This is a genomic window from Lentzea sp. NPDC005914 (assembly GCF_040629405.1).
GTDB lineage: Bacteria > Actinomycetota > Actinomycetes > Mycobacteriales > Pseudonocardiaceae > Lentzea.
Genome location: NZ_JBEXVQ010000006.1, coordinates 186,390 through 209,457, shown reverse-complemented (window position 1 = coordinate 209,457; position 23,068 = coordinate 186,390). Strand labels below are relative to the sequence as shown.

The window sequence follows — 23,068 nt, the reverse complement described above, 5'->3', positions numbered from 1 at the left end:
AAGTTTCAAAAGGGCAAATGGACGTCGTTGTCGGCCGTGTGGCCAAGGCGCACGGGATCACCGGCGAACTCGCCGTTGACGTGCGCACGGATTCTCCCGAGTTGCGTTTCGCGCTGGGGGCGATCCTCCAGGCCAAGCTGCGTGACGGCACGTCTCGAAGCCTCACCGTGTCAGCCGCCCGGCCTCATGCCGGGCGGCTGCTCGTGCGTTTCACCGAGGTCGTCACACGTGATGTCGCGGAGTCGTTGCGCGGCACGTTGTTGCTGGGCAGCACCGACGACCTGCCGCAGAACGACGACCCCGACGAGTTCTACGACCACGAGCTCGAGGGGCTCACGGCCGAACTCGTCGACGGCACGAAGCTCGGCACGGTCAAGGAGATCCTGCACGGACCCGGTGGCGAGCTGCTCGTGATCATCCGTGATCGCGGGGAGGCTCTCATCCCGTTCGTGCGCGAGATCGTGCCCACTGTGGACGTTCGCGGCGGCCGTGTCGTGGTGGATCCGCCAGAGGGCCTGCTCGATGCAGATTGACGTCGTCACGATCTTTCCGGAGTACCTGGCGCCGCTGCGTGCCGCGTTGCTCGGGAAGGCGATCGACAAGGGCCTGATCAGCGTCGGTGTCCACGACCTGCGGGACTGGACGCAGGACGTGCACAAGGCCGTCGACGACAGCCCGTACGGCGGTGGTCCCGGCATGGTCATGAAGCCGGACATCTGGGGCCAGGCGCTCGACGACGTGTGCACGGACTCCACGCGCCTCATCGTGCCGACGCCGGCCGGTCGCCCGTTCACGCAGGCGCTCGCGCACGAGTACGCGTCCGAATCGCACCTGGTGTTCGCGTGCGGGCGGTACGAGGGCATCGACCAGCGTGTTGTCGATGACGCTGCACGGCGCGTGCGCGTCGATGAGGTGTCCATCGGCGACTACGTGCTGGTTGGCGGCGAGGTGGCCGTGCTCGCGATCGTGGAAGCGGTCGCGCGGCTGCTTCCCGGTGTGCTCGGCAACCCGAAGTCGCACGCGGAGGACTCGTTCCAGGACGGCCTTCTCGAAGGCCCGAGCTACACGCGGCCGGAGGTGTGGCGCGAGCTCGCCGTGCCGGACGTGCTGCGCTCGGGAAACCACAAGCTGATCAACCGCTGGCGGCGTGACCAATCGCTCGTCAGGACCTTCGAAAGGCGTCCTGACCTGCTGGAATCGTTGCCGGCGGAAGCGTTCGACAAGCGCGACCGGGCACTGCTCGCGCGCCTGCGGGAAGACGCCGAGTAGCCCGATTTCATTCCGAAGTGCCTGGTCTGGCACACTGGACCAGTTGCCGCAGCCGGTGTCACATCGGCATGCGCACCAAGCCGACCCCCATCATGTCGTGCACAGTCATGGAACATGCTCTGGGGAGTTCACAGACACGTGAGGACCACCGATGAACATCCTGGACGCACTCGACGCCCAGTCGCTGCGCACCGACATCCCGGCGTTCCGCGCCGGTGACACGCTGAAGGTTCACGTCCGCGTCATCGAGGGCTCGCGCGAGCGCGTCCAGGTGTTCCAGGGCGTCGTGATCCGTCGCCAGGGCGGCGGCATCCGCGAGACCTTCACCGTCCGCAAGGTCTCCTTCGGCGTCGGTGTCGAGCGCACCTTCCCGGTGCACTCGCCGAACATCGCCGAGGTCGAGGTCGTCACCCGCGGTGACGTGCGTCGCGCCAAGCTGTACTACCTGCGCGACCTGCGCGGCAAGGCTGCGAAGATCAAGGAGAAGCGCGAGGCCAAGCCGGTCTCCTGATCGGTGGCTTCGAGCCCAGAAGTCTCGGATGACGCCTCCGCACCGGATGAACCGGAGCGGGGGCGTACTCCTGTCTGGAGAGAAGTTCTCTACGTCGTCGTGACGGCCGTCGTGCTGACGGTGCTGATCCAGGCGTTCGTGGCGCGGGTCTACGTGATCCCCTCGGCGTCGATGGAACACACGCTGCACGGCTGCACCGGGTGCGAGAACGACCGGGTGCTGGTCGACAAGGTCACCTACCGCTTCAGCGACGTCGAGGCGGGCGAGGTGGTCGTCTTCCGCGGCCCCGAGGCGTGGACTGCGCACGACTTCCGCGCCACGCCGTCGGCCAACCCCGTTGCGCGCGCTGTGCAGAACGTCGGGTCGTTGCTGGGCATCGCGCCCGCGAACGAGCGCGACTTCGTCAAGCGCGTCATCGCGCTGCCCGGTCAGACGGTGATGTGCTGCGATGAGCAACACCGTCTCGTCGTGGACGGCAAACCGCTCGATGAGCCGTACATCTACTGGCAGCCCGGCACAACGCCCGCCGACCACGAGCCGTTCGCCGCGGTGCGCGTCCCAGAGGGACGGTTGTTCGTGATGGGCGACAACCGGATGAACTCCACCGATTCCCGCAAACAGGGCGGCGGGGGCGTAGCGGGCACGATCCCGATCGAGAACGTCATCGGGAAGGCGCGCTACATCGTTTTCCCGAAAGATCGGTGGAGTGTTGTGTCGGATCACAACCCGCAGCCCCTAGGCTGATCTCGTGGTTGACGTCGATCCAGAGCAGACCCCGTCCAGCGACGAGCCGACTTCGGACGCTTCGGATGAACCTTCGAAGAAGAAGAAAAAGGGCAACTTCTGGAAGGAACTGCCGGTCCTCATCCTGGTCGCGTTCGGCCTCGCGATCGGCATCCAGATCTTCCTCGGCCGCGTCTACATGATTCCGTCGGAGTCGATGGAGGCGACCCTGCACGGCTGCACCGACTGCTACGGCGACCGCGTGCTGGTGGACAAGGTCACCTATCGCTTCACCGAGCCGTCGCCGGGGGACGTGATCGTGTTCCGCGGGCCGCCGTCGTGGCAGAACGACTTCATCACCGACGAGCCGGGCAACCCGATCTCGCAGGGGCTGTCGTGGCTCGGGTCGCTGGTCGGGCTGCCGTCGGCGAACGAGGAGGACTTCGTCAAGCGCGTGATCGCCGTCGGCGGGCAGACCGTGAAGTGCTGCGACGAGCAGAACCGCGTGACGGTGGACGGCAAGGCGCTGGACGAGCCGTACAAGCACTTCGACGAGGGTTCGGAGGCCGTGCAGGAGTCGTTCGAGGAGCTCAAGATCCCGAACGGCATGCTGTTCGTGCTCGGGGACAACCGCAACCACTCGTGCGACTCGCGCTGTCAGGGCCAGGGCGGCCTGAACGGCCTCGTGCCGGTGGACGACGTGATCGGCAAGGCACGCGTGATCGTGCTGCCTCCGTCGAGGTGGGGCGGGGTGACGGACCACAACCCGCAGGCCGTTTCGATGGGTGTGCCGGGCTGGCAGCAGAACGTTCCGCTGGGCGTGGGTATCGTCGCTGCGTGGCCGCTTCTGCTGCTGGGACGTCGAGTGCGAGACCGATTCCGCCGATGACGATGCTGTTGCCGCCCCGCGCGGTCGTGCGGGGCTCGTCGGGGAACTGGGCGTTGCAGGGCACGCTGGAGCGTCGCGGGCTCGGGCCCGTCGCCGGCGTGGACGAGGCAGGGCGGGGACCGTGCGCCGGGCCTTTGGTGATCGCCGCGTGCGTGCTCCGGCCTGGTGACGCGGCGCGGTTCGAGGGCCTGAACGACTCCAAGCTGATGACGGCTTCGGCTCGCGACCGGATGTACGACCTGGTCCTGAAGCGTGCCGTGGATCACTCCGTGGTCGTCGTGTCGCCCGCCGAGATCGACTGGCTGGGCATCCACGTCATGAACCTCGAGGGCATGCGGCGCGCCGTTGCGCGGATGGCGACGCATCCTGGGTACGTGCTGACGGACGGTTTCAGGGTGCCGGGGATGCCCGCGCCGAACGTCGCGGTGATCAAGGGCGACCAGGCGGCGGCGTGCGTGGCGGCGGCATCTGTGCTGGCCAAGGTCACGCGGGATCGGATCATGGCCGATCTGCACCAGCGTTATCCCCAGTACGGCTTCAACGAGCACAAGGGCTATTGCACGCCGGACCACACGGCGGCGTTGATGGAACACGGCCCGTGTGCGGAGCATCGCTGGTCGTATGTAAATGTGGCAGCAGCGGCCACGAAGCACGGTCTCGCCGCGCCGCACAGGGTGGCGCGCGGTACGACCGCGACCGCTGTGGTCCAGAATGATGCAACCCCGGCTGACGCCGGGGAGCTCGCGACGAGTGAGGGCGCGGAGCAGATGACCCGCGCGGAGGCGTAATGAGTGCAGAGGATCTCGAGAAGTACGAGACCGAGATGGAGCTGTCGCTGTACAAGGAGTACCGCGACATCGTCAGCCAGTTCTCGTTCGTCGTGGAGACCGAACGGCGTTTTTACCTGGCCAACTCGGTGGACGTGCAGGTGCGCAACGCCGATGGCGAGGTGTACTTCGAGGTGCGCATGTCGGACGCATGGGTGTGGGACATGTACCGCCCGGCCCGGTTCGTCAAGAACGTTCGTGTCATCACGTTCAAGGACGTGAACGTGGAGGAGCTGGACAAGCCGGACCTTCGCCTGCCGGAAAGCGGGCCGTTCCCGACGTAGCACACCCCACCGACAATTCCGCCGTTTCAAGATCGACAACGGCCGACTTGTCCACAGCCGCTGAGTTGTCCACAGATTCCCCTCAACCCGGCCACCCACCCCGCCCCACCCAGCAAGGTCGTACCCAACGACCCGCAGGGAGGCGAGGACAGTGGTGGCACAGGCACTGGTCGAGACCAGGCAGCAGGAGCTGGGCCGTCAGGGCGAGGACCTGGCGTGCACGTACCTGGAGGGGCAGGGCCTCGTCGTCCTGTCCCGCAACTGGACGTGCCGCGACGGTGAGCTGGACGTCGTGGCGGTGGAGGGCGACCGTCTGGTCGTCTGCGAGGTCAAGACTCGGTCCGGCCCGGTCTGGGGCCGCCCGGACGAGGCCGTCGACCAGGCCAAGCTCTCCCGGCTGCGCCGAACAGCCCTGCGCTGGCTCGCCGCGCACGGTGTGGGCTGGTGCCGGGTCCGCGTAGACCTGATCTCGGTCCACTGGCCTCCGGGCGGCGAACCGCGCCTGCAACATCTGCGGGGTGCCTGACATGGGCCTGGCGCAGGCGTGGTCGGTCGCCCTGCACGGCGTGGACGGCCTGGCGGTGGAGATCGAGGCCGACGTGGGAGTGGGCCAGCCCCGCACCCACCTCCTCGGCCTTCCCGACGCCTCCTTGCACGAGTCGAAGGAGCGCGTCAAAGCCGCCGTCCGCAACAGCGACGAGGAGTGGCCCAAGCAGCGCATCGTGCTGGGCCTCTCCCCGGCCAATCTCCCCAAGGGCGGTTCCAGCTACGACCTGGCCATAGCCTGCGCCACGCTCGCCGCGGCAGGCTCCGTCCCGCCGGACCGCCTGTCCGGCACGGTGCTGGTGGGCGAGCTGGCGCTGGACGGCCGGGTGCGTCCGGTCCGAGGCGTCCTGCCGGCCCTGCTGGCCGCTCGCCGCGCGGGCCTGCGCACCGCGATCGTCCCGGTGGACACTCTGCCCGAGGCCGCTTTGGTGGACGGCCTGACCGTCCAGGGCGTGCTGACGCTGTCCGAAGTCCTGGCCTGGCTCCGCTCCGAGGCCGTGACCCTGCACCCACCCCCGGAAACCGCGCCGCCACCCCGCCCGGACGTTCCGGACCTGGCCGACGTGCTGGGCCAGCCAGAAGCCCGCTGGGCCCTGGAGGTAGCGGCCGCGGGCGCCCACCACCTGCTCCTGACGGGCCCGCCCGGCACGGGCAAGACGATGCTCGCCGAACGCCTGCCGGGCCTCCTCCCACCCCTGACCCGTGAAGACGCCCTGGCGGTGACCGCGGTCCACTCGGTAGCGGGCACGCTCTCGTCCGACTACCCGCTGGTGGCCATCCCGCCGTTCGTGGACGTCCACCACACGACGTCGATAGCCGCCCTCATCGGCGGTGGCAGCGGCATGGCCAAACCAGGCGCCGCCTCCCAGGCCCACAAAGGCGTCCTGTTCCTGGACGAGGCCTGCGAGTTCGGCCCGAAGACCATCGACGCCCTCCGCACGGCCCTGGAGTCCGGCGAGGTCCGCATCCCGCGCCGCGACGGCATGGCCCGCTACCCGGCCCGCTTCCAGCTCATCCTCGCCACGAACCCCTGCCCGTGCGCCCCGCCCAAGGAAGTCGACTGCGTCTGCCCGCCCACAGTCCGCCGCCGCTACCAGGCCCGCCTCTCCGGCCCGCTCCTGGACCGCGTGGACCTCCGAGTCCGAATGCGAGCCACCACAGCCATGACCAACGCCGACGCCACCGAACCCGAATCCACCGCGGTAGTCCGCGAACGAGTCCTCAAAGCCAGATCCCGAGCCGCCACCCGCTGGTCCGCCCACGGCCACACCTGGCCCACCAACGCCCAAGTGCCAGGCCCGGCCCTACGCCGCGAGTTCGCCCTCCCCCGCACCTCCACCTCCCTCCTAGACCGCGCCCTCTCCACCGGCGCCCTAACAGGCCGAGGCGCCGACCGCTGCCTCCGAGTCGCCTGGACCCTCGCCGACCTGGCCGAGTCCGACCGCCCCACAGCCGACCACGTAGCCGCCGCCCTCCAATTCCGAGAACGCCGCCACCCCTAGCCCGCCCGCCCCCACCCACCCACCCACCCGCTTGCCCCCCAGCCCCGCCGCACGCCCGCTTGCCCGCGCTGCCCGGTCGCCCCGCACCCGCTCCGCCCGCCCACCTGCCCGCCCGGTCTCCGCGCCTGCCACCGCCCGGACCGCCTAATCACCTGCCCACCCAACCGGACCCGGCCCGACACCTAAGCCGCCGTCCAGGCACCACCCCACCCCGTCCCACCCGTGTCGCCGCCGCCCGCATGCCCGCCCGCCCGGTCTCCGCGCTTGCCCTGGTCCGAGCCGCTGCCTGGACCGCCTAACCACCCGCTCGCACAACCGAACCGGCCCGATTCCCAAGGTGCCGTCCAGTAACCAGCCCGCCCCGCCCCGTCCCCGCGCGCCTGCCCGCTGGCCCGCCCGCTCTCCGCGCTCGCCCTGGCCCGAGCCGCTGCCCGGATCGCCTAATCACCGCCCGCACAACCAGACCGGCCCGACGCCCAGCCCACCGTCCAGGCGCCGGCCCCCGTCCCTCCAGCCCACTCTTCTCACCGCTTGCCCAGCCACCACATCTCCACTGCTACGGCCGATCCCGACCGCCCAAAGCAGCCAGGCGTGGAGCCACCCCCTCCTCCACGCCTGGCCCCACCAACACCAGTCCACTACCCAACGCCCGCCCCAGACGCCAACCACCCACCCCTCAAGCAGCCGGTCGCGCAGCAATCGAGCCCCTGCTCCGCGACCGGCCCCGGTTGAGCGGGCCGCCCACCGCCCCCCAGTGGGCGTCCCGCTTACCCACCTCACCGCCGCCAACCTCGCTGCACGGGCCAACCGAAACGACTCGCAAACCCGACCCGTGCCCAACCTCGACGAACACCCGGCCACTGCCCACACAGATGTCCGGCCCAGACCGCCGGGCGCGGAGCCCCACTCCCACTCCGCGCCCGGCACCCACCTCGTGCGGCACCCGACCCGACCAGCGCCCACCCCGTCCGGCACCCGACCTGCCTGGCTCCGATTCCCACCTCGCTGATTCCCACCCCGCTGGCGTCAACCTGCTGGCGTCGGACCCGCCCGGCCACCACGTTGCCCGGCCACCAACCCACTGATGCCCGCCCCATCCGGTATCAGCCCGCCGACGTGCGACCCGTCCCACAACCACACCACCCGGCAACCCACTCCGCCGCTCACCGACCACCCGGCCCCGGCCCGACCACACCCGCCTAACCCGGCATCCGCCTTCCCAAGCTGCCGGGCGCAGAGCCTCGAGCCTCGGCTCGCGTCCGGTTCCAAGCGGGCCGCTCGCCCATTCCCCAGCGGGCGGCCCGCTCACCCCACACGACCTCGAACAGGAACCCGACCATGACCCCACTTCTCGCCCCAGCCGCCTCCTCCGCGGCATCCGCCCTCCTCCAACTGCCGTGCACAGTCCGCAGACGCTCCTCCGGCTCCAGCCCACCCAGCCCGTGGCGCCCCGACCCGTGGCACCGGTGGCTCCCCTGGTGGTGGTTCCGGTGACCGCCCCACCCACCGACGCCATCCGCCTGGCGAGGGCGTATCTGTCCCGCGTGGCCGAGCCGTACCCGGCAGCGCTGGCCGCGCTCGTCGCGCAGGTCGGTCCGGTTGAGGCCGCGGAGCGGGTGCGCGCGGGCGAGGTGTCGCCGTCCGTTGCCAGTCAGACGTCGGCTCGCAGGGGTGAGGAGCGGGTCCATCAGGACCTCGAGCTCATCGCCAAGCGCGGTGGGCGGCTGCTCATCCCCGAGGACGACGAGTGGCCGCGGTGGCCGTTGGTGGCGCTTCGAGGTGCGGCGGCGCAGAGGTGTGGGGGTGAGCCGTTGGCGTTGTGGGTGCGCGGGCAGCAGGACCTCGCTGTGGCGACGGACAAGGCTGTGGCGATCGTCGGGTCGCGGGCTGCCAGCGGGTATGGCGGACACGTGGCCGCCGAGTTCGCGTTCGGGCTGGCGGGGGCGGGTGTGACCGTCGTATCCGGTGCCGCGTATGGGATTGACGGCGCGGCGCATCGGGGTGCGCTTGGAGGTGGCGGGCTGACGGTGGCGGTGTTGGCGTGCGGAGTGGACTTCGCTTATCCCGCCGGGCACCAAGGGTTGCTTGGGAGGATCGCGCGCGAAGGGGTGATCGTCAGCGAGTACGCGCCCGGCGTTACGCCTGCGCGGCATCGGTTTCTCATGCGCAACCGGCTCATCGCGGCGTTGAGCGGCGGCACTGTCGTCGTGGAGGCCGGGCGGCGTAGCGGGGCCAAGAACACGGCTGCGATCACGCTGGCGTTGGGGCGGCCGTTGATGGCTGTGCCTGGTCCTGTGACGTCGGCCAGTTCGGTGGGATGTCACGAGTTGTTGCGGGACGGGCAGGCGGTTTCGGTCAGTTCGGTGGCCGAGATCGTGGAGTCGGTGGGGCGGTTCGGGGACGACCTCGCCACCGAGCCCGCCGAGAAGGACAGCGAGCTCGGGGCACCTCAAGGGGAAGCCATGCGGGTGTACGAGGCCTTGGGGAAGCGGACCGGCGTCAGTGACGAGGTCGTGTCGGTGGAGTCCGGGGTGCAGCTGGAGCGGGTTCGGGCCTTGTTGCCTGAGTTGGAGCTTGCCGGGCTGGCGTTGCAGAGCGACGGCGGCTGGCAGAAGCTGGAGGTGCCGTGATCAGTCGCCTCGGATGGCGTCCGCGACCTTCTTGGCCTGGTCGAGGGTCTTGAACGGGCCCGGCAGCTGGGCAGAGGCGCCGGTCAGGGGCTGGGTGATCTGGGGAGCGGCGAGCAGTTCGTCGTTCACCAGGAACGCGATGAACCGGCCCACGTTCGCCCTCGTCGTGTCCTCCCAGTGGCGTTGGCCATCGGAGGTGAACTCGAGACGGATGGCGTAGCCCGTCGTGGTCTGTTCCGCCACTGCGTCCGCGATGTCCACTGTGGACAGGACTGTCGGGCCCAGCGTCAACCTCTCGTTTCCGTCGGCGGAGCACTTCACGTTGCTGTCCAACGGCGGTGTGCAGTCGCCAGGGGCCGGCGTCTCTGTTTTCAGCACCAGGCGGAACTCGGCGCGTGCTCGGTCGAGTGGCGGCGGAGATGACTGGGTTGTCCACAGGGCTGCCAGCACGACGAGCACTGCCACCAAAGCCACTGCTACCGGCCGGAGCGTCCGGGTGCGGAGGTAGTGCGGGATCACGAGGGTCGCCGCGACGACGAGGACGGTGAGGATCGACCAGAACGTGAAGCCGAAGTCCGTCGCGACCTTGAGCGCGATGTCCGACTGGGGTGTCGGGGACCGGCAGATCGCCAGGTTCTTGGCTTCCTCGGTGGGGCAGCCGAGGTAGAGGCCGCGCAGTCTGGCTGACCAGGTCCACAAGACCGCGAACAGCCAGCCGCCGGCCACGCAGGCGGCGGGCACGGCATACCTGAGAAAGGAGGGCATCCGGGAAGCGCCCGGGTCGATCCTGCGCCACGCCGTGCTCAGGGCGTCGAGCCACCAGCACAAGCCGAGCGTGCCGACGGCGAAAGGGAGGAGCGTGGACGGCGCGATCGGGATGCCGATCGGGGCCTCGTCGAAGATCCGGGTGTAGAGCGGCAGATGACTGCCGATCACCAGACCGCCCAGCAGAGCGGCCGCGGTCAGCAGGGGACGCAAGCGGTTGCGGTCCTCTTGCCACGTCCCGCGCCAAAGGTCGAAGGCCGTGAACAAGGTCAGCGGGATGCCGATCACCACACCGGTGATCAGCGGGGTCGACTTGTCCCCGCTGCTGCCATTGAGAAGGAGATCCTGCAACGTGACGAAGGCGGCGCCTGCTGCTGCGGCGCCGAGGAAGATCTGGCCGATCGGTGAGGCCAGCAGACGCATCGGGTTCGTCAGGGCTTGGGAGCGTTCGTCAGCGCCGGGGTGACGGCGCAGCCAGGTGCGGACGACCGAGCGGGTCTGCGCGGTTTCGTGTGCTTGGACGGCGGCCAGGAGGCCTTCTACGCCGAACTGCGCGGCGTGGAGGTCGGCGGAGTGTTCGCGGGCGCGCAGGAACGCGCGGGCGATCAGCTCCGTGAGGACGGTCAGCGCGGCCAGGCGGAACGTGCTGACCAGGAAGGAGGTGACGTCGCCGCGGTCGAACAGGACGTTCAGCCACAACACCAGCAGGGCGAAGAAACCCGTGGAGAGGTTCGAGAACCGCAGCACGGTGGCCAGCTGGTACCACCACAGGTCGCCTGCGTGCACGTGTGCGACCTCGTGGCGCACCACGGCGTCGAAGACGGCCTTGCGTTCGCCGGGCATCGAGTGCAGTGCCAGGAGTTCCGGGCCGAGCACGATGATCGGCTTGCGCGGCGCGCCGGTGACGTAGGCACGGCTGCCCAGGCGCTTGCCGAGGCGGACGTCCACGCGGCGTGGAGGATTGACCTGCAGGACTAGCTCCGTGACGGCCTTGCTGGCGTCGCGGAGGCCTGATTCGCCGAGCGGAACGGAACGGCGGATGCGGATCGCCGTGTAAAGGCCGTACGCCGCGAGTCCCGGTGTCAAGAGCATCTGCAGTTTCTGCAGGAGGGCGCCCGCGCCGCCGCGTTCGAGGCCGGACAGCCAGGTTGCGACGAAGACGACGTTGAGCAGCACCGTCGCCGCGAGGAGGAGAAGCAGGAGGATCATTTCGGACGGTAAGGCCCTGGGGTTGACCTGCGGCTTCGCTTCCGTCATCAGGAGGCTTCACCGGACTGGCGTCCCGTGTCCTGTTCGCTCTCGCGCAGCACTAGAGCGGCGACAACGGCGTCGGCGAGTGCGTCAGCCTTCTGCTGCTTCATGCCGAGCGACAGGGCGCGCTCGAGGGCGATCCGGCGCACCTCGGCCAGTTGGGTCGTGGTGAGCGGCGTGGACGGCAGTTCGAGCGGTTCCGCGGGCTTGCCGCGGAGCTTGCGCCACGCCTTGCGCAAGGCGCTGGTGGTGCCCTTGTGCACGGCTTTGCCCACGCTGTCGGACACCGCGGTGATCACGCTGCCGGACACGAGAGCGACCACGGGGGTCGCCATCGCGACGATGTCGCCCAGGCCGAAGCCCAGCGGGTCGTCGTGGGCCCGGCGCAGCCTGCGTTCGGCCTGCTCGGGGGACTCCAGGTAGGGAGCGGCGACGATGTCGAACGAAGGCAGCTCCTCAGGAGCGATCTTCCCCACGACACGGCGAGCTAGCTCATCGGCTGTTCGGACGGTGGTGCTGGCTACCATCGCTACTCCGAAAGGTGATCTGTACGTGCCACCGAACCCCTGGTCGTCACAGGGAGTTGAAACGTTATCGTGTTCGCGATCATGAGAGCGCTCTCAAATGGCGCGAGGGTGTGGCGATACTTGACCAAACGCCCCGACTGGCGCAGCGTCTTGGCCTATGTCCCCGCCGCCGCATGGTCGGACACGCCGTGTCGATCTCGTTCGCCTGCGCGAAAAGCTGCCGGCGTCTGTTGCAGACGTGTTGCGGCAGTACGAACGGCACCTGACTTTGGAGCGCGATCTGTCGCCGCACACCGTGCGCGCGTACATCGGCGATTCGGTTGCGCTGCTTGGACATGTCGCGGGGAATATCCCTGAACAGGCCGATCTTGGCCGCATCGACCTGACGAGTTTGCGGTCATGGCTTGCCGCGCAACGCACCGCGGGTGCCAGCCGCACAACGCTCGCGCGGCGCGCCGCGGCTGCGCGCACGTTCACCGCGTGGGCGTACCGTGCGGGCCATCTGACCGCGGATCCGGGCCCTCGTCTCGCCGCGCCGCGACCGCATCGGACGTTGCCGTCCGTGTTGCGCGCGGACCAGGCGAAGGACGCGATGGCCGCCGTATCCTCTGGCGCTTCCGAAGGTGATCCGGTTGCGCTGCGTGATCAGGCCGTGGTGGAGTTGCTGTACGCCACAGGTATCCGCGTGGCCGAACTCTGTGGTCTTGATCTCGGCGACGTGGACTACTCCCTAAGGGTGATTCGGGTTCTGGGCAAAGGTGGACGCGAGCGCAGCACGCCGTTCGGCGTGCCGGCGGAGCGAGCGCTGCGACGATGGCTGGACGAGGGCCGAAACGCCCTGGTAGCACCGGATTCGCCGTCGGCATTGTTCCTCGGTGCCCGCGGTGGCCGGCTGAACCAGCGCGCCGTTCGCAGTCTGGTGCACGAGGTGGTCGCCGTGGTACCGGATGCGCCGGACATCGGGCCGCACGGGTTGCGCCACTCCGCTGCGACCCATTTGCTGGAAGGAGGAGCGGACCTGCGCACCGTCCAAGAACTGCTTGGTCACGCTACGCTCGCAACGACTCAGCTTTACACACACGTCACTGTCGAACGGCTGAAGGCGATCCATGACCGAACCCACCCCCGTTCCTGACGCCGCAGGGGGAGGATCGCGTACGGCGACCGTGCCCCCTGAACCCATCGTGCCCGCGCCCGCTTCGAAGCAGGCGAGCAACGGGCACCGTCAGAACGGCGCGCCGCGCACCGAGGCGAGCACCGGGTCGACCGCAGAGCCTGGTGCTGACACGCATGTCAACGGCACGCCCACTGCCGTCCCGGCCGCTGCTGTGACGCGCGCGGACGCCCGGTCCGGTGACGACGTCGAAGCCGGCATCGTCGCCCTGTGGCGCAGCTACGGCGAGTCCCACGACCAGGGCCAGCGCGACCGCCTGGTGCTGCACTACGCGCCGCTGGTCAAGTACGTCGCAGGCCGCGTCGGCACCGGCCTGCCCGCCCACGTGGACGTGGCCGACCTGATCCAGTCCGGCATCTTCGGCCTGGTAGACGCGATCGAGAAGTTCGAGCCGGAACGCGGCCTCAAGTTCGAGACCTACGCCATGCAGCGCATCCGCGGCGCGATCCTCGACGACCTCCGCTCGCAGGACTGGGTGCCGCGCTCGGTCCGCAGCCGCGCCCGCGACGTCGAGCGCGCCCTGGAACGCCTCGGCGCCAAGCTGCAGCGCACGCCCACCGACCGCGAGCTCGCCGCAGAGCTCAAGATCGGCCTGGCCGAACTGCGCGAGCTGTACGGCCAGCTCCAGCTCACCAGCGTCGTCGCCCTGGACGAGCTGATCGCCCCGAACAAGGGCGGCTCCTCCCTGGCCGAGTCGCTGCCCGACGACGCCGCGGAAGACCCGGTGGCATCGCTCGTCGACCAGGACAGCCGCCGTCAGCTGGCCGACGCGATTGCCCAGCTGGCCGAGCGCGACCGCGTGGTCGTGACCCTCTACTACTTCGAGAACCTGACCCTCGCCGAGATCGGCAAGGTCCTCGGCGTGACCGAGTCCAGGGTCTGCCAGCTGCACACCCGCGCCGTCCTGCGCCTGCGCACCAAGCTCAACGAGCAGTCCGAGGCCTGACCGCGCCTCCTTCCTCATCCGCAACCCGGCCGTAGCCGGGCTGCCGCACGGCCGCACCGTCACGCCGCCGCACGCCGGGATCGCTCCGCGCGGACGCGTTGAGAAGCCGTACGAGCCTCACAACCATGTCTTCACACAACTTTCCGCCCGTTGCCAGGCCTAATTCACTCGAACGGGTGGGTCTTGGAGCTCCTCCAAGCACGCCGCGTGGGCGTCACGGCGAGCGCACGGAGGCCGGTTCGGCTGGGCCTTCGAGCGCCCGCGGAGGCGGGGCGGCAGGCGGGCGATCAGGGGTGCAGTCGGGCTGGATGGGCTCGGCTGTGCGGCGCGGTGGACGTTGCCGAGGTGAGGTGCGGTGGATCTGGCTCGGCGGCTCAGCGTGAAGTGAGAAGCGGTTGAGCTGGAGTTCGTCGGGGGACGGTTGGCGGGCGGGAGGCGTCTGGCTCGGGGGCGTGGACAGGACTTGTCGGGCCGTGCTGTGCGAACGGCGATGAGGTGGTTGGTGGCGGTTTGGGGGCGGGCGGCCTGGGGGTGCCGGGCAGCGCGGACCCGGTTGGGCTGCGGTTGGTCGGGGATGGATGGGTTGAGACGTGGATGGGGTGCGGGTGCGGCCTTCGGGCGCTTGCGGGGTGGGCGTGATGACGGTGAGCGCCAGGTGGTCGGGCTGGGCGGGCTCGGTTGTGGGAACGGTGCAGGTTGCCGAGGTGAGGTGCGGCGGACCTGGCCTAGAGGCTCGGCGTGAAGTGGGAGCTGGCTGAGCTGCACTCCGGGGGACAGTTCGGGCGGGCGGGAAGTGCGTGGCTCGGGGGACGTGGACAGACAGGGCTGGCCGGGCCGTGTGTGCGAGCGGCGACGCGGTGGCGGGCGGACGGGCGAGCGAGGGCGCGGCTGGCGTGGGCGGGCTGGGCTGTGGGTGGTTGGAGCACAGGGGTGCCGGGAGCGGGCGGGGTGTTCGGGTGCGGCCAGTCTTCCGGCACCTTCCGGGCGTTTGCGGCGGGCAAGGGGGCGAGTTGCCGTCAACCGCCGCGGCGAGCGGCGTCGAGGGCGCGGTCGGTGTGTGCGGGCTAGACCCGGTGGGCTGTGGCGGGCGATCGAGCGAGGGAACCGTCGGCATGGGCTGGCCGGGCGCGGTTGGGCTGTGGGTGGGCGGAGGACAGGGCTGCCGGGAGGCAGGCGGGAGATCGAGCGAGGGAACCGTCGGCATGGGCTGGCCGCGCGCGGTTGGGCTGTGGGTGGGCGGAGGACAGGGCTGCCGGAGGCAGGCGGGAGATCGAGCGAGGGAACCGTCGGCATGGGCTGGCCGCGCGCGGCTGGGCTGTGGGTGGCGGAGGACAGGGGCCGGGAGGCGGGCGGGTGTTTGGGCGCGGCCCGCCTCCCGGCACCTGGTGGGCGCTTGCGGCGCGTGTCGGGGACGCGCCGCTGGTCTACCGCCGGGGTTGGCGGCGGGAAAGCGCCCTATCGGGCCGCTGCGGGCGGAGGCAGTGCCGCCGGCAGCGGAGGATTTAGCCGCTGGGCGGTTTGGGGGCCTGTGGGAGCAGGCGGACTCGGGCCCACGTCACCAGGCGCAGAGGGTCCAGGTACTCGTTGGCGCGGCGGGCGCCCCAGTGCAGGCACGGCGAGGGGCAGTGGCCCTCTTGTAGGTGGCCTACTACGTCGCCTCGGCGGACCTGGTGGCCGGCTGTCACGGCTGGGGTGACCGGCTCGTAGGTCGTTCGCAGGCCACCTGGGTGCTGCAGGGAGACCAGTGTTCGGGCCGCTACGGCGCCCGCGTAGACCACCACGCCGTCGCCGGCGGCCAGGACTGGGGAGCCGGCTGGGGCGGAGAGGTCTACGCCTCGGTGGCCCGGGCCGAACGGGGTGGCGGGGGCTTGGAAGGTGCGGACCACCGGGTGTGGAGGTGGGAGCGGCCAGGAGAAGCGGGTGGAGGGCGGGGTCAGGAGGGTCGTGAGCAGCAGGGCGGCGGGGAGGAGGGGCATGGGTCAACGGTGGGGGGAGGGGCAGCCTGGGGACCAGGGGGTATCGGGGAACTGTGGACAAGTCGCGGGGTGTGGATAACTGCGGACGGTGGGCGGGGGGCGATTCGAAGTTTGTCGGGGGTGGGGGGTAGACTTTTGGGCGCGTCCCGTCTATCGCGGGACGACTTCGCGTGCCAACGCAGATCCGACCAGCTGATCCCAGCCGGGTCGAGTCACGACGTCCGACGGTCCTGATGGTGGAGAGATCTTCCGCAGGTACGGGCGGCGGTACTGGCACCAGGGCTTCGAGCCACCGGCTCGGGGCGGCAACCGGAACGACGCGCAAGCGTCACTACAGATGAGGTGCGAACCGGCCATGGCCGTCGTAACCATGAGGCAGCTGCTTGACAGCGGCGTGCACTTCGGGCATCAGACCCGGCGCTGGAACCCGAAGATGAAGCGTTACATCTTCACCGAGCGCAACGGCATCTACATCATCGACCTGCAGCAGACGCTGACCTACATTGACCGGGCTTTCGAGTTCGTCAAGGAAACGGTCGCGCACGGCGGGTCGATCCTGTTCATCGGCACGAAGAAGCAGGCGCAGGAGGCCATCGCCAACGAGGCCCTCCGCGTCGGCATGCCCTACGTGAACCAGCGCTGGCTGGGCGGCATGCTCACCAACTTCTCGACGGTCCACAAGAGGCTTCAGCGCCTCAAGGAGCTCGAGACGATGGAGCAGACCGGCGGTTTCCAGGGTTTCACCAAGAAGGAAATCCTGATGATGAACCGCGAGAAGGACAAGCTGGAGCGCACGCTCGGCGGTATCCGCGACATGTCCAAGGTGCCCAGTGCCGTGTGGATCGTGGACACCAAGAAGGAGCACATCGCGGTCGGTGAGGCTCGCAAGCTGAACATCCCGATCGTCGCGATCCTCGACACCAACTGCGACCCGGACGAGGTCGACTACCCGATTCCGGGTAACGACGACGCCATCCGTTCCGCGGCTCTGCTGACCAAGGTCGTGGCCGAGGCCGCCGCCGCCGGTCTCATGCAGCGCTCCGGTGGCCGCCGCGACGCCGCGGACGGCCAGGACAAGCCCGAGGTCGCGAGCGACGAGCCGCTGACGGAGTGGGAGCAGGAGCTCCTCACCACCAACGCCGCCGTCGCGACTGAGGCCCCGGCCGAGGCAGCCCCGGCCGAGCAGCCCGTCCAGTCCTGATTTCCCCCACGCGCCGCCCGCCCACCAGCGGGCGGCGCGTGACTCACGCGCGTACATCGCAGAAGGAAAACGATGGCGAACTACACCACCGCGGACGTCAAGAAGCTCCGCGAGCTGACCGCCGCCGGCATGATGGACTGCAAGAAGGCGCTGGACGAGGCTGACGGCGACTTCGACAAGGCCGTCGAGATCCTGCGCATCAAGGGCGCCAAGGACGTCGGCAAGCGCGCCGAGCGCACCACGTCCAACGGCCTGGTCGCCGTCAAGGACGGCGCGATGGTCGAGCTGCGCTGCGAGACCGACTTCGTGGCCAAGAACGCCGACTTCATCGCCCTGGCCGACGACATCGTCGCGATCGCCAAGGCCAACAAGGTCGCCGACGTCGAGGCCCTCAAGGCCGTCGAGGTCGACGGCAAGACCGTGGACGCGCTGGTCCAGGAGTTCTCCGCCAAGATCGGCGAGAAGCTCGAGCTGGCGAAGGCCGTCGACTTCGACGGCACCGTCTCGGTCTACCTGCACAAGCGTGCCGCGGACCTGCCGCCGGCCGTCGGTGTCCTGGTCGAGTACACCGGTGACAACGCCGACGCCGCCAAGGGTGCCGCGATGCAGATCGCCGCGATGCGCCCGAAGTACGTCACCCGCGAGGACGTCCCCGAGGAGATCGTCGCCAACGAGCGTCGCATCGCCGAGGAGACCGCTCGCGAGGAGGGCAAGCCCGAGGGTGCGCTCCCCAAGATCGTCGAGGGTCGCGTCAACGGTTTCTTCAAGGACGTCGTGCTCCTGGAGCAGGCTTCCGTGACCGACAGCAAGAAGTCGGTCAAGGCTCTTCTGGACGAGGCCGGCGTGACGGTGACCCGTTTCGCGCGGTTCGAGGTCGGCCAGAGCTGATCGCGGTGAGGGCGGGGTTGCGGCGACAATGCGACCCCGCCCTTGGCGTGTCCACGGCAGTTCCCCAGGGCACAAGGAGAGGACCTGTGAGCGAAGAAGGTAGCCACGGCTACAACCGGGTGATGCTCAAGCTCGGTGGCGAGATGTTCGGCGGCGGTGGCGTCGGTGTCGATCCCGATGTCGTCCAGACAGTCGCCCGCCAGATCGCGGCCGTCCACAAGTCCGGCGTGCAGGTGGCCGTCGTGATCGGTGGTGGCAACTTCTTCCGCGGGTCCGAGCTCCAGCAGCGCGGCATGGACCGTTCGCGTGCCGACTACATGGGCATGCTCGGCACGGTCATGAACTGCCTGGCGCTGCAGGACTTCCTCGAACGCGAGCACGGCATCGACACCCGCGTGCAGACCTCGATCCAGATGACGCAGGTCGCCGAGTCGTACATCCCTCGCCGCGCGATGCGTCACCTCGAGAAGGAACGTGTCGTGATCTTCGGCGGCGGTGCGGGCCTGCCGTACTTCTCCACCGACACGACCGCCGCCCAGCGCGCTCTGGAGATCGGCTGCGAGATCGTCCTGATGGCCAAGGCCGTCGACGGTGTCTACACGGCCGACCCCAAGATCGACCCCGAAGCGTTGATGTTCGACAACATCACCCACCGCGAGGTGCTGGAGCGCGGCCTCAACGTCGCCGACGCCACGGCCTTCAGCCTCTGCATGGACAACAACATGCCGATCCTCGTCTTCAACCTCCTCACGGAGGGGAACATCGCGCGCGCGGTGCGTGGTGAGAAGATCGGCACACTGGTCAGCACCCCCGGTGGCCGCCCGGCCTTCTAGACCTGCTGGGATCTGACAGGAACCGGGAAGAAGCACACGCAGAGCAAGGGAGCAGTCGTGATCGACGAGACCCTCCTCGACGCCGAGGAGAAGATGGAAAAGGCGGTTTCGGTGGCGAAGGAGAACCTCGCCTCCGTACGGACCGGTCGTGCGACTCCCTCGATGTTCAACCGCATCCACGTCGACTACTACGGCTCGATGACGCCGCTGAACCAGATGGCCAGCATCACGGTTCCCGAGGCGCGCATGGCGGTCGTCAAGCCGTACGACGCGGGCCAGCTCAACGCCATCGAGAAGGCGATCCGGGACTCGGACCTGGGCGTCAACCCGAGCAACGACGGCAGCATCATCCGCATCGTCATCCCGCAGCTCTCCGAGGAGCGCCGCCGGGACATGGTGAAGGTCGCCAAGCAGAAGGGCGAGGACGCGCGCGTCTCCGTCCGCGGTGTCCGCCGCAAGGCGAAGGAAGAGATCGACAAGCTCGTCAAGGACGGCGAGGTCGGCGAGGACGACGGCGCGCGTGGTGAGAAGGAGCTCGACGCTCTGACCCACAAGTACACCGCGCAGGTCGACGAGCTCGTGAAGCACAAGGAAGCCGAACTTCTCGAAGTCTGATGTTCCTGATGGTTTCGCCCGGCCGAATCGCGCCGCAGGCGTGAATGCCCAGGCCGGGTGGAGGTCGTGATGGGAGCACAGGTGGCAGGCAGTCCCGCGGACGTGCCGGCGTCGAAGCCTTCGCGCGCGGGACGTGACCTGCGGTCGGCGATCCTGGTGGGCGTCGGGCTCGGCGCCGTCATCATCGTGTCGTTGCTGACCGTCAGGCAGACCTTCATCGCCATCGTCGCGGCAGCCGCGGCGGTGGCGACGTGGGAGCTGGCGTCCGAGCTCAAGAAGCGCGGTATCGACGTCGCACTGTGGCCGGCGCTGGTCGGCGGTCAGGCGATCATCTGGCTGTCCTGGCCGTACGAACGCTCGGGCATGATGACGGCCTTCGTGATCACCATCTTGGTGTGCATGATCTGGCGGTTCCGCGGCGGCTCCGACGGCTACCTGCGCGACCTCAGCGCGTCGGTGTTCACGGTCGCGTACGTGCCGCTGATGGCGGCGTTCGCGGCGATGCTCGTCGTCCCCGAGAAGGACGGTGCGGGCCGCGCGTTCGCGTTCCTCATCGGTGTCGTGCTGTCCGACGTCGGCGGCTACGCGGCCGGTGTCTTCCTGGGCAAGCACCCGATGGCGCCCACGATCAGCCCGAAGAAGTCGTGGGAGGGCTTCGCGGGCTCCCTGGTCGCGGGCATGGTCGGCGGTGCGCTCACGCTGACGCTGCTGCTGGACGGCCAGTGGTGGCAGGGCGTGCTGTTCGGTGCCGCGCTCGTCGTCACGGCCACGGCGGGCGACCTGGTCGAGTCGCTGATCAAGCGCGACCTCGGCATCAAGGACATGGGCACGCTGCTGCCCGGCCACGGCGGCATCATGGACCGGATGGACTCGCTCCTGCCGTCCGCAGTCGCCTCCTGGCTGCTGTTGCACCTCTTCATCCAGTGACGTTTTCCGCACAACGCCGCAAGTAGTGGTTGTGAGAGACCACGAGGTACTGGCGGCGTTCGAGCGGATCTACCGCGACAACGTCGGCGCGATCACCCGGTTCTTCGCGCGACGGTGCGTGGACCCGCAGCTCGTCGGCGACCTGACCGCGGACACGTTCGTCCGCGCGATGACGTCGTACGCCACCTTCAACCCCGCCAAGGGGTCCGCGTCGAGCTGGTTGTTCGGCATCGCCCGGCATACCTTCGCCGCGCACGCCGAGCAGTCCGCGAAGAGCGGCGAGCTCGTGCGCAGGGTCGGCGGCCGGCGCGAGCTCGACAGCGACGAACTGGCTGAGCTCGAGGCCCGCATCGACGCCGAACGGCCTGGCCGCGCGCTGCTGGAACGGCTCACGGAGTTGCCGGAGCTGGAACGGGAAGCCGTCGAGCTGGTGCACCTCTGCGGTCTCGCACCCAGGGAAGCGGCCGAGGCGCTCGGCGTGCCCAAGGGAGCGATGCGCACCAGGTTGTATCGCGCCATGGCACGCCTCCGCGCGGTCGTCGACGACGAGGTGGAGGCACGATGAGCAAGTTCGAGGACAACCTGTGGGCTGAGCTGCAGCACGAGCACGGACAGGCGCTGCTGCAGAACATGGCGAAGCGGCAAAGCCGGCGCACCAAGCGCTGGATCGGCGCAGCGGCCGCGGTAGTCGTACTCGGGACGGGCGCGTTGGCGGCGTCGACCTACTTCGGCGGCGCGCCACCCGCGTACGCCGTGGTGGACAACCCGGACGGTTCGGTGACGCTGACGGTGCGCGAGGTCCAGGCCTTCGAGGCGGCGACGGCGGAGCTGCGCAAGCACGGCATCCGCGCGATCGCCGTGCCGATCAGGAAGGACTGCTCGTGGGACGAGTGGTTCAAGATCGAGAACATTCAGCTGCTGGACCCGGATCAGACCTCGGCGGTCGAGTGGAACATGGACGACATCTACCAGATGAAGATCCATCCCGAGCGGATCCCGGCGGACGCGCAGCTCGTCCTCTCCGCGATCCAGCGTGGTCGCGGCCTGCAGTTCGGCGCTGGGTACGCGCGCGGTGAGATGCCGAAGTGCGTGCCGATGCAGGGCAGCTAGTCGTCGTACGGGTCGTCCGCCTCGATGCGCGGCCCGGCCTCGATCACGCGGGACTGGTCGATCACCGAGAACGCCATTCCCGCGTGGTCCTCGACGACGGTGATGCGTCCGTACGGGGTGTCGTAGGGCTCGACGGTCACCCGGCCGCCGAGCTCCAGCACCCGGTAGGCGACCGAGTCGGTGCCGATCTCGGGCGCGGCGTTGAAGTACACCATCCAGTGCGACTGCTCCCCGTACGGGAACTCGCGCCCCATCTTCTGCCTGCCGATGACCTCGGTGCCCTCGACGGACCACGTCGCGTAGTCCAGCCGGTGCCCGTCGCCGATCTGCGTGATGTCGTAGTGGCACAGCTCGCCGAAGAACTCGTCGGCCGCCGCGCCGTCACGGGTGTTGAGCTCGGCCCACGCGTAGGCGCCGTGCCCGCCCGTGCCGAACCGCCAGTCCGGCGGCACGTGCCGGAACCCGACGACGGCACCGGTCGGGTCGCCGATCACCGTGCTCTGCGTGTGGTCGGCGGCGTCCTCGGGGTTGCGCAGCACCGATCCGCCCAGGTGGAAGGCCTTCTCGGCGGTGGCTCGCGCGTGCGGCGTGACCAGGTACAACAGCCACTGCTCCGGCTCACCCTGCGGCAGTCCGGCGACGGGGATGCCGTCGACCATCGCCACGGTGTAGCCGGCGTCGTCGGCGTAGTGCCAGCCGAACAGGCCGGTGTAGAACTCGATCGCCGCCTTGAGGTCGTCCACCGACCGCTCCACCCAGCACGGGCTTCCTCCGAGCAACGGCGCGAGCTGGGGCGTGTTGGGCGCGATCGACACTGCCGCCTCCTGCAGGGGAGAGATGCGGTTACGCTACGCCGTAGTTGGACGAATTCGAACGGTCACCGGCAAATCGAAGCCCTACAGTGTCTTCGTGAGGGGATTCGTGCGGGCGGCGCTGAACGCGGTGCGCCCGGTGGACGTGGTGCCAAGTCCGAACATCTGGCATTGGCCTGACGTCTACGAGGTCGAGAACCGCGCCCAGGACGTGCACGGCGCGATCTGGACGGCGTTGCGCGACGAATGCCCGTTTCAAGGCCTCGACGTCGTGGACGTCGGCTGCGGTGACGGCTTCCACCTGCCGATCTTCGCCTCATCCGCGCGTTCGGTCGTGGGCGTCGAACCGCATCCGCCGCTGGTCGTGCGCGCCCGCAACCGCGTGGCCTCCTCGCCCAACGCGCGAGTCGTTTCCGGTCCCGCACAACGCCTACCGCTCGACGACGCCTCCGCCGACGTCGTGCACGCCCGCACGGCCTACTTCTTCGGACCGGGCTGCGAACCGGGCCTGCGCGAGGCCGACCGGGTGCTGCGTCCCGGCGGCGCCCTGGCGATCGTCGACCTGGACGGCTCGGCTGATCCGTACGGGCCGTGGCTGCGTGCCGACGAACCGCGCTACGACCCGGAGGCGGTCGAGAAGTTCTTCGCGGACAACGGGTTCTCGCTTCGACGGGTCACCGCGGAGTGGCGCTTCGACAAGCGGGAAGACCTGGAGTCCGTGCTGCGCATCGAGTTCTCGGCCAAGGTCGCCGAACGCGCGATCGCGTCCGTCGACGGCCTGAGCTTCCCCGTGGGCTACCGGCTGCACGTCCGCCGCAAGCCCACGGGGTTGATCGTGTGATCCGCCGCTAGACCGTTCGGG

23 protein-coding genes and 1 pseudogene are annotated in these 23,068 nt (G+C 69.3%); 20 read left to right on the top strand and 4 right to left on the bottom strand.

Annotated features, from left to right (window positions below):
- Positions 1-17 precede the first annotated feature (17 nt).
- The 10 genes and pseudogenes from rimM to dprA all read left to right on the top strand — a co-directional run bounded on the left by rimM (position 18) and on the right by dprA (position 9,181).
- Complete coding sequence (gene rimM, locus ABZ345_RS10825) at positions 18-533, top strand: ribosome maturation factor RimM (RefSeq protein ID WP_359845389.1); 516 nt, start codon at positions 18-20, stop codon at positions 531-533.
- Positions 523-1,269: a tRNA (guanosine(37)-N1)-methyltransferase TrmD gene (gene trmD, locus ABZ345_RS10820; protein WP_359845386.1), complete on the top strand. Its 747-nt coding sequence runs from the start codon at positions 523-525 to the stop codon at positions 1,267-1,269. Before rimM ends, trmD begins: the two co-directional genes overlap by 11 nt.
- Before the next feature lie 151 nt (positions 1,270-1,420).
- On the top strand, positions 1,421-1,780 hold the full coding sequence (gene rplS, locus ABZ345_RS10815) for a 50S ribosomal protein L19 (protein WP_359845383.1): 360 nt from the start codon (positions 1,421-1,423) through the stop codon (positions 1,778-1,780).
- A gap of 75 nt (positions 1,781-1,855) precedes the next feature.
- Positions 1,856-2,512 (top strand): annotated as a pseudogene (gene lepB / locus ABZ345_RS10810) (signal peptidase I); the annotation flags it as partial.
- A gap of 16 nt (positions 2,513-2,528) precedes the next feature.
- Entirely contained in the window at positions 2,529-3,392 is an 864-nt protein-coding gene (gene lepB / locus ABZ345_RS10805; RefSeq protein ID WP_359845380.1) for a signal peptidase I, read from the top strand.
- Positions 3,389-4,180 carry a ribonuclease HII gene (locus ABZ345_RS10800; RefSeq protein ID WP_359845377.1) on the top strand — a complete coding sequence of 264 codons (792 nt, stop codon included), beginning with the start codon at positions 3,389-3,391 and terminating at the stop codon, positions 4,178-4,180. Before lepB (ABZ345_RS10805) ends, ABZ345_RS10800 begins: the two co-directional genes overlap by 4 nt.
- Positions 4,180-4,503, top strand: coding sequence for a DUF2469 domain-containing protein (locus tag ABZ345_RS10795; protein WP_030468024.1), 324 nt, complete (start codon positions 4,180-4,182; stop codon positions 4,501-4,503). The genes ABZ345_RS10800 and ABZ345_RS10795 overlap by 1 nt, the downstream gene beginning before the upstream one ends.
- Positions 4,504-4,657: 154 nt before the next feature.
- Positions 4,658-5,029 (top strand): YraN family protein, encoded by a 372-nt coding sequence (locus ABZ345_RS10790; RefSeq protein ID WP_359845374.1) that lies wholly within the window; start codon positions 4,658-4,660, stop codon positions 5,027-5,029.
- A 1-nt stretch (position 5,030) separates the two neighbouring features.
- Positions 5,031-6,551 carry a YifB family Mg chelatase-like AAA ATPase gene (locus tag ABZ345_RS10785; protein WP_359845756.1) on the top strand — a complete coding sequence of 507 codons (1,521 nt, stop codon included), beginning with the start codon at positions 5,031-5,033 and terminating at the stop codon, positions 6,549-6,551.
- Between the two features lie 1,490 nt (positions 6,552-8,041).
- Positions 8,042-9,181, top strand: a complete 1,140-nt coding sequence (gene dprA / locus ABZ345_RS10780) for a DNA-processing protein DprA (protein WP_359845371.1) — start codon at positions 8,042-8,044, stop codon at positions 9,179-9,181.
- Here dprA and ABZ345_RS10775 read toward each other — a convergent pair whose 3' ends face one another.
- Both ABZ345_RS10775 and ABZ345_RS10770 read right to left on the bottom strand, forming a co-directional pair.
- On the bottom strand, positions 9,182-11,155 hold the full coding sequence (locus ABZ345_RS10775) for a M48 family metalloprotease (RefSeq protein WP_359845368.1): 1,974 nt from the start codon (positions 11,153-11,155) through the stop codon (positions 9,182-9,184). It abuts the gene before it with no gap.
- Between the two features lie 47 nt (positions 11,156-11,202).
- Positions 11,203-11,673, bottom strand: coding sequence for a hypothetical protein (locus tag ABZ345_RS10770; protein ID WP_359845365.1), 471 nt, complete (start codon positions 11,671-11,673; stop codon positions 11,203-11,205).
- Between the two features lie 208 nt (positions 11,674-11,881).
- Here ABZ345_RS10770 and ABZ345_RS10765 point away from each other — a divergent pair, with 208 nt between their 5' ends.
- Both ABZ345_RS10765 and ABZ345_RS10760 read left to right on the top strand, forming a co-directional pair.
- On the top strand, positions 11,882-12,859 hold the full coding sequence (locus ABZ345_RS10765; protein WP_359845362.1) for a tyrosine recombinase XerC: 978 nt from the start codon (positions 11,882-11,884) through the stop codon (positions 12,857-12,859).
- Positions 12,834-13,844: a FliA/WhiG family RNA polymerase sigma factor gene (locus ABZ345_RS10760; RefSeq protein WP_359845359.1), complete on the top strand. Its 1,011-nt coding sequence runs from the start codon at positions 12,834-12,836 to the stop codon at positions 13,842-13,844. The genes ABZ345_RS10765 and ABZ345_RS10760 overlap by 26 nt, the downstream gene beginning before the upstream one ends.
- A 1,502-nt stretch (positions 13,845-15,346) precedes the next feature.
- Here ABZ345_RS10760 and ABZ345_RS10755 read toward each other — a convergent pair.
- Entirely contained in the window at positions 15,347-15,820 is a 474-nt protein-coding gene (locus ABZ345_RS10755) for a peptidoglycan DD-metalloendopeptidase family protein (protein ID WP_359845356.1), read from the bottom strand.
- A gap of 355 nt (positions 15,821-16,175) precedes the next feature.
- On the opposite strand from ABZ345_RS10755, the gene rpsB reads away from it, so the two are divergent.
- The 7 genes from rpsB to ABZ345_RS10720 all read left to right on the top strand — a co-directional run bounded on the left by rpsB (position 16,176) and on the right by ABZ345_RS10720 (position 21,394).
- Positions 16,176-17,021, top strand: coding sequence for a 30S ribosomal protein S2 (gene rpsB, locus ABZ345_RS10750; RefSeq protein WP_359845353.1), 846 nt, complete (start codon positions 16,176-16,178; stop codon positions 17,019-17,021).
- 72 nt (positions 17,022-17,093) lie between these two features.
- Positions 17,094-17,909: a translation elongation factor Ts gene (gene tsf, locus ABZ345_RS10745; protein ID WP_359845351.1), complete on the top strand. Its 816-nt coding sequence runs from the start codon at positions 17,094-17,096 to the stop codon at positions 17,907-17,909.
- Positions 17,910-17,995: 86 nt separating this feature from the next.
- The gene (pyrH, locus tag ABZ345_RS10740; RefSeq protein WP_359845349.1) at positions 17,996-18,742 is read left to right on the top strand and encodes a UMP kinase; all 747 of its coding nucleotides are present in this window, start codon (positions 17,996-17,998) and stop codon (positions 18,740-18,742) included.
- A 57-nt stretch (positions 18,743-18,799) separates the two neighbouring features.
- Positions 18,800-19,357, top strand: coding sequence for a ribosome recycling factor (frr, locus tag ABZ345_RS10735; protein ID WP_359845346.1), 558 nt, complete (start codon positions 18,800-18,802; stop codon positions 19,355-19,357).
- Between the two features lie 69 nt (positions 19,358-19,426).
- Positions 19,427-20,284, top strand: a complete 858-nt coding sequence (locus ABZ345_RS10730) for a phosphatidate cytidylyltransferase (RefSeq protein ID WP_359845343.1) — start codon at positions 19,427-19,429, stop codon at positions 20,282-20,284.
- A 31-nt stretch (positions 20,285-20,315) separates the two neighbouring features.
- A complete protein-coding gene (locus ABZ345_RS10725) occupies positions 20,316-20,849 on the top strand; it encodes an RNA polymerase sigma factor (RefSeq protein WP_359845341.1) in 534 nt (177 codons plus the stop codon).
- Positions 20,846-21,394, top strand: a complete 549-nt coding sequence (locus tag ABZ345_RS10720) for a hypothetical protein (protein WP_359845338.1) — start codon at positions 20,846-20,848, stop codon at positions 21,392-21,394. The genes ABZ345_RS10725 and ABZ345_RS10720 overlap by 4 nt, the downstream gene beginning before the upstream one ends.
- Here ABZ345_RS10720 and ABZ345_RS10715 read toward each other — a convergent pair.
- The gene (locus ABZ345_RS10715; protein ID WP_359845335.1) at positions 21,391-22,209 is read right to left on the bottom strand and encodes a VOC family protein; all 819 of its coding nucleotides are present in this window, start codon (positions 22,207-22,209) and stop codon (positions 21,391-21,393) included. The two genes, ABZ345_RS10720 and ABZ345_RS10715, sit on opposite strands and share 4 nt — an antisense overlap.
- Before the next feature lie 94 nt (positions 22,210-22,303).
- Here ABZ345_RS10715 and ABZ345_RS10710 point away from each other — a divergent pair, with 94 nt between their 5' ends.
- The gene (locus ABZ345_RS10710) at positions 22,304-23,047 is read left to right on the top strand and encodes a class I SAM-dependent methyltransferase (protein ID WP_359845332.1); all 744 of its coding nucleotides are present in this window, start codon (positions 22,304-22,306) and stop codon (positions 23,045-23,047) included.
- The last annotated feature ends 21 nt before the right edge of the window (positions 23,048-23,068 follow it).

Bases quoted from the DNA above. Each gene is read 5' to 3' on its own strand.
- ABZ345_RS10800 (WP_359845377.1), top strand. From the start codon at position 3,389: ATGACGATGCTGTTGCCGCCCCGCGCGGTCGTGCGGGGCTCGTCGGGG.
- ABZ345_RS10755 (WP_359845356.1), bottom strand. From the start codon at position 15,820: ATGCCCCTCCTCCCCGCCGCCCTGCTGCTCACGACCCTCCTGACCCCG.
- tsf (WP_359845351.1), top strand. From the start codon at position 17,094: ATGGCGAACTACACCACCGCGGACGTCAAGAAGCTCCGCGAGCTGACC.
- ABZ345_RS10795 (WP_030468024.1), top strand. From the start codon at position 4,180: ATGAGTGCAGAGGATCTCGAGAAGTACGAGACCGAGATGGAGCTGTCG.
- rpsB (WP_359845353.1), top strand. From the start codon at position 16,176: ATGGCCGTCGTAACCATGAGGCAGCTGCTTGACAGCGGCGTGCACTTC.
- ABZ345_RS10785 (WP_359845756.1), top strand. From the start codon at position 5,031: ATGGGCCTGGCGCAGGCGTGGTCGGTCGCCCTGCACGGCGTGGACGGC.
- ABZ345_RS10720 (WP_359845338.1), top strand. From the start codon at position 20,846: ATGAGCAAGTTCGAGGACAACCTGTGGGCTGAGCTGCAGCACGAGCAC.
- rplS (WP_359845383.1), top strand. From the start codon at position 1,421: ATGAACATCCTGGACGCACTCGACGCCCAGTCGCTGCGCACCGACATC.
- ABZ345_RS10765 (WP_359845362.1), top strand. From the start codon at position 11,882: ATGTCCCCGCCGCCGCATGGTCGGACACGCCGTGTCGATCTCGTTCGC.
- rimM (WP_359845389.1), top strand. From the start codon at position 18: ATGGACGTCGTTGTCGGCCGTGTGGCCAAGGCGCACGGGATCACCGGC.
- trmD (WP_359845386.1), top strand. From the start codon at position 523: ATGCAGATTGACGTCGTCACGATCTTTCCGGAGTACCTGGCGCCGCTG.
- ABZ345_RS10760 (WP_359845359.1), top strand. From the start codon at position 12,834: ATGACCGAACCCACCCCCGTTCCTGACGCCGCAGGGGGAGGATCGCGT.
- ABZ345_RS10730 (WP_359845343.1), top strand. From the start codon at position 19,427: ATGGGAGCACAGGTGGCAGGCAGTCCCGCGGACGTGCCGGCGTCGAAG.
- ABZ345_RS10775 (WP_359845368.1), bottom strand. From the start codon at position 11,155: ATGATCCTCCTGCTTCTCCTCCTCGCGGCGACGGTGCTGCTCAACGTC.